Below are 5,183 nucleotides of genomic sequence, written 5' to 3'. Positions count from 1 at the left end.
ATATTACAATTATGCCGTTATAACAGCTTACCATCTTGACAGGAGAGAAAGACAGTGGTTATAGTAGAGACACATACCCGGGTAAACCAATTTAGTGATATGCAAGACAAGCAAAAAGTCACACTGTACCTTCCCCCTGGAGTCCATCGTCAACTAAAGATCAGAGCCGCGATCGATGAAGAATCGATGTCAGGGCTGGTGGAGAAAGCGATCGCTTTTTACCTGAAATACCCCGAAAAGGTAGAGGAAATCGAAGCCACCGCCTACGGCAAAACCTATCAGGTTCATGTCTGTCCCGAGTGTGATGCCGCGTTAGTGATGAAAGAAGATCGGCTAAGGTCGATCAAACGCCAGCCCGCAATAGTGGGCGACGAGTTCCCGATCGAAGTTCCCGAACCCGTTGGCGCTCAAGGAACCGCAGAGGGAGAAGCAGCCTTAGTTCCCTGCTAAACTCGCAGTAGCCGAACAAGGCATCTACAGCCATCAGCCGCCCAAGGTCTAAACCGTTACCACAAATAGGGTCGATGTTATGAAAGAAGAGCTAGAAATTCTCGTCAAGGCTCAGTATCCCCTGATTTACCTCGTCACCTCCGAGGAGGAAAGGGCAGAAGAAGCCATCAGCAAAATAGCCCAACTAAATACACAACATCGACGGGTGTTTGTCTGGACTGTCACCCACGGCATGATCGAACTAGGTCAACCGCGCCAAACCAGTCAACATAATACCGTGTCTCCGGAAGCGGCGATCGAATGGGTAGTGCGTCAACGGGAAGCGGGCATCTACATCTTCAAAGACCTGCATCCGTTCATCACTTCTGCTCCTGTCACTCGCTGGTTAAGAGATGCGATCGCCAGCTTTAAAGGAACCGAAAAAATCATTATTTTAATGTCTCCCCTGCAAGAAGTCCCCATAGAACTAGAGAAAGATGTGGTAGTTCTGGATTTTCCCCTGCCCGACATGGGAGAGTTAGATACGGTTCTCTCGCAACACCTAAGCAAAAATCAAAATCGTCGTACCACCACAGAGGTCCGGGAAAAACTCCTGAAAGCGGCCTTAGGTTTAACCAAAGATGAAGCCGAAAAAGTTTACCGCAAAGCCCATGTAAAAGCGAACAGACTCACGGAAGACGAGGTAGAAATCGTCCTTTCCGAGAAAAAACAACTGATTCGCCGCAACGGAATTTTAGAATACATTGAAGAGGACGAGACCATCAATGCCGTCGGCGGTCTGGAAGAACTAAAAAAATGGTTAAAACAGCGCTCAAACGCCTTTACAGAAAGAGCCAGAGGTTACGGACTGCCCCAACCGAAAGGAATGCTAATTTTAGGAGTACCAGGCTGTGGTAAGTCCTTAATCGCTAAAACCACCTCGCGCCTCTGGAGTTTACCGCTCCTGCGCTTAGATATGGGACGGGTTTACGATGGTTCCATGGTGGGACGGTCCGAGGCTAACCTGCGTAATGCCTTAAAAACTGCCGAATCCATCTCTCCAGCCATTCTTTTCATCGATGAATTAGATAAAGCTTTTGCTGGTGGTACAGGATCTGCCGATTCCGATGGGGGAACCTCTAGCCGCATCTTCGGCTCCTTCCTGACTTGGATGCAGGAAAAAACCTCGCCCGTCTTCGTTATGGCCACAGCTAACCGGATTGAACGGCTACCGGGGGAATTTCTCCGTAAGGGGCGCTTCGATGAAATCTTCTTTGTCGATTTGCCCAATTCCGAAGAAAGACAAGATATCTTTAATATTCACCTGACTAAACGACGCTCCGACATTTCTCGCTTCGATTTGGAGCAGTTAGCCAAGGTATCCGATGGGTTTTCCGGTGCGGAAATAGAACAGGCGCTGATTGCCGCCATGTATGAGGCCTTCGCCCAAGATCGCGAATTCACGCAATTAGACATTATTGCGGCGATTAAGGCGACTCTGCCCCTATCTCGCACCATGACCGAACAGGTAACTGCCCTGCGTGATTGGGCCAGACAACGCGCCCGACCTGCTTCGGCCTCCGTCGCTGAGTACCAGCGATTGGAGTTCTAACAGACTTTCGCCCGCTCCCAACGGGATGAAAGGCTAGTTCTCAGGGACTAGCAATGCCTCGCAAAGCCGCTTGGCGGCACTCTTTAACTCTCAATCTGTTGTTGTTGATTCTTATCTACAAAGAGGAAATTCCAATGTCTCATTTTAGCACTCTCCGGACCAAAATCACCGATGCCGAAATCCTCAAAGCTTCTCTCCGCGACCTCGGTATTAGCGTAAAAACCGAAGCTGATGTTCGTGGTTACAACGGTCAACGGGTTCGCTCCGACATCGTTGCTGTTCTCGATGGCGAATATGATCTCGGTTGGTCTCGCAACACCGACGGCAGTTTCGATTTAATCGCTGACCTCTGGGGTGTAGCCAAAAAACACAATCAAACCGAATTGATCAACTCGATCAACCAAAAATACGCTGTGAACAAAACCCTATCCGAAGTGAAACAGCGCGGTCTGCAAAACGCTAACGTTAAGCTAGTCGTTCAAAGCTAAGATTTACAGCGCGTTCCCAAGCCTAGGGGTTGACCAGTTCGGTTAACCCTTTTTTCTGTCTATTCAGAAATAAGATCAAGCTGAGATTCATTTATTTGCACAACATCTTGAAGACGAGTAATCACAAAATCACGCTCTAAATAAGACAGCAAAGCTCCAGCTTTTGGCCCACGCTCTTTACCTAAGAACGATAAATAAACAGCTTTAAATGCAAGGGGTTGCTGCATTTCTAACTCTTTTGCTGTTGCAAATAAGGTTGTTTGCAATTCGTCAGCTTCCCAACCTTGAACATCTGTCAAGCTATGAGTTAGCTGTCTAAGATAAGCAACCTGCTCCTGAGTCAAGTCCCTAACTTTCTCAGGAATCCTGTCAAGATAAAGAACCAATTTTTCTTCTTCGTCAGCATAGTCCGCCAACCATTTTTGAGCAACTGAAATCCTTTGATTGACAATTTGCCAATCATATTCGCTTAAAGGCTGAGTACTACGTTTTTCAATCTCTTGACGAATATCGAGATGAGGCACTTGCAGTAAAGAAATCAGCGTGCTGAGATCAAAAGGATGGTAAGGCTTAATTACTCCATCAAGTTGAGAGTAAAACAATGGCATTAACTCTTCAGGCAAAGCAGATTCTTGCTGGGCATCTGCTGATAAAGCTTGATACTTATCAGCTAGAGAATCGTAGTCTCTAAATAGCCGAGTTGTCGTTTCATAATTGGGCGCAAAGTTAATAACTGTCTTAGGCTGAGTTCGTAGCATTAAAAATCGAAGTAGCTCAGGAGGAAGTAACTCAGCGATTTCTTTGGCGCTTGAACCAACCCCCTTTGATGAACTCATCTTCGTGCCATTGACTAAAATGAATTCGTAGGGTGAATGGAAAGGTGGCTGTTTTCGTAGCACTTTTCGACAAATTGCATTCGCGACATCTCTAGATCCTCCTTTCTGGGAGTGATCTTTACCCGCAAGCTCAATGGTGATTCCCAATAGATCCCACTTTGCCACCCACTCAACTTTCCAAGGTAATTTACCATTGCCATTAAAAGGAGAAACCCAGCCTGAATGACCACAACCTTGAACCCAATCTGTTGCATCAGGTTTGCAAGTATAAAAAACTTCTGACCCGTTATAATCTGACACAACCGTTGTTGCAATCTTGCCGCAATTTTCACAAGCGATCTGAAAGGGATACCAGTTATCTGGCCGACGCGCTTTGCTCACCTCTAGATAGGCTTCTCTGACCAAATGAGCGTTTTTGAGGAAGGTATCAATGTAGGAATTTAATCGACCTGAGCGGTATAGATCACGCAAATAGTAAACCTCTGGTCTAACCCCCAAATGCTCGAAAACCTCTAGAAACTCCCCCATGAAGTACTTTGCATAATCGCTGGCACTATTGTCCGGTGAAGGGACATTGCAAAGGGGAAACCCTAAGTAAGGTGCAAACTTCTCTCGATCGAGATAATGGGGAACAGTATCAAGTGCATCATAATCATCAACACCATAGAGGAATTTCGATGATTTACCAGAATGTTTCAAGGCTCGATCAATCACATCATGGATCACAACCCCTCTCAACGATCCAACATGAACTCTTCCAGACGGGGTTTTTGAATCGTTGACAACTTGGTTTATTTGTGCATCCGCAGCAATTTTGTCGGACCAAAACATGAATTAACCTTATGTATCTACAGTCTTTACATTTTACATTCTAAGGGAATATCCAACACTTGACATACTCAGTTATCTGGAGTAGGTCGAGATGAGGTGTAAATCTTTGGCCTGGGTTCAAGGTATCGTCTTCTTTGTGCCATCTAACTTTGACCAGTTCGGTTAACCCTTTTTTCTGTCTGTGGGGTATGTTAAGAATAGTAAAATTAACTTGACAAAAATGCTCCGACCCGAAGAAAGAACTAAACTCGATCCGACCAAAGACAGCGATTTTTATGCTTTTCCCCGCTTTGTCACCCACGTGGATGAGGGTTTTATCGATCGATTAACCGCTCTCTACCGAGAGATCTTATCGCCGAATACACGCATTTTAGACCTGATGAGCAGCTGGGTGTCCCATTTACCGGAGGAGATGGAGTTTGAGCATATCGAAGGTCACGGGATGAATGGGGAGGAGTTAGCCAAAAATCCCCGCTTGCATAGTTATTTTGTCCAAGACCTCAATGCACAGCCAAAATTGCCCCTAGGGGATAGTTCTTTTGACGCGGTGTTAATCACGGTGTCGGTGCAGTATTTGCAGTATCCAGAGGCGATTTTTGCGGAACTGTATCGTATTTTAAAGCCTAATGGTCTGGTGGTGGTTAGTTTTTCCAATCGGATGTTTTATCAAAAAGCGATCGCTGCTTGGCGCGATAATAGCGATTTAGGCCGAGTAGCGTTAGTGAAATCCTATTTTAAATCGGTAGCGGGATTTAGGGAAGTACAGGCGATCGTTCGTCCTGCTACTACCCCCAGTTTCCTACAAATGTTAGGAATTATGGTTGCTGATCCCTTCTATGCAGTGATAGGAAAAAAAGAATCCTCTCTAGGATTATAGTCATCGTTAACACTCAGAGGGCTATTGTCATAATACATACATACTGCGAGCAACACCATCTAGGGTCTGCTGAAAAAGTTTTTCGTGGGGACAGGGTGTGGGGTATAGGG

At 45.9% G+C, this 5,183-nt stretch carries 5 protein-coding genes; 4 read left to right on the top strand and 1 reads right to left on the bottom strand.

The features are described from left to right. Positions 1-99: 99 nt before the first annotated feature. The 3 genes from IQ242_RS16110 (at position 100) to IQ242_RS16100 (ending at position 2,529) form a co-directional block, all read left to right on the top strand. Complete coding sequence (locus IQ242_RS16110; RefSeq protein WP_228021039.1) at positions 100-450, top strand: hypothetical protein; 351 nt, start codon at positions 100-102, stop codon at positions 448-450. A 79-nt stretch (positions 451-529) separates the two neighbouring features. Further along, complete coding sequence (locus tag IQ242_RS16105) at positions 530-2,041, top strand: AAA family ATPase (RefSeq protein ID WP_052277276.1); 1,512 nt, start codon at positions 530-532, stop codon at positions 2,039-2,041. A gap of 134 nt (positions 2,042-2,175) precedes the next feature. Next, positions 2,176-2,529, top strand: coding sequence for a DUF1257 domain-containing protein (locus IQ242_RS16100; RefSeq protein WP_002731874.1), 354 nt, complete (start codon positions 2,176-2,178; stop codon positions 2,527-2,529). A gap of 59 nt (positions 2,530-2,588) precedes the next feature. Here IQ242_RS16100 and lysS read toward each other — a convergent pair whose 3' ends face one another. After that, entirely contained in the window at positions 2,589-4,196 is a 1,608-nt protein-coding gene (gene lysS / locus IQ242_RS16095; RefSeq protein ID WP_193960649.1) for a lysine--tRNA ligase, read from the bottom strand. 220 nt (positions 4,197-4,416) lie between these two features. On the opposite strand from lysS, the gene IQ242_RS16090 reads away from it, so the two are divergent. Continuing rightward, the gene (locus IQ242_RS16090; protein ID WP_002756909.1) at positions 4,417-5,073 is read left to right on the top strand and encodes a class I SAM-dependent methyltransferase; all 657 of its coding nucleotides are present in this window, start codon (positions 4,417-4,419) and stop codon (positions 5,071-5,073) included. Positions 5,074-5,183 lie beyond the last annotated feature (110 nt).

Origin of the sequence: Microcystis sp. LEGE 08355, assembly GCF_015207185.1 — a bacterium.
Classification (GTDB): domain Bacteria; phylum Cyanobacteriota; class Cyanobacteriia; order Cyanobacteriales; family Microcystaceae; genus Microcystis; species Microcystis panniformis.
The sequence above is the reverse complement of the archived record's forward strand: the minus strand, read 5'-3'. Positions and strand labels throughout refer to the sequence as shown.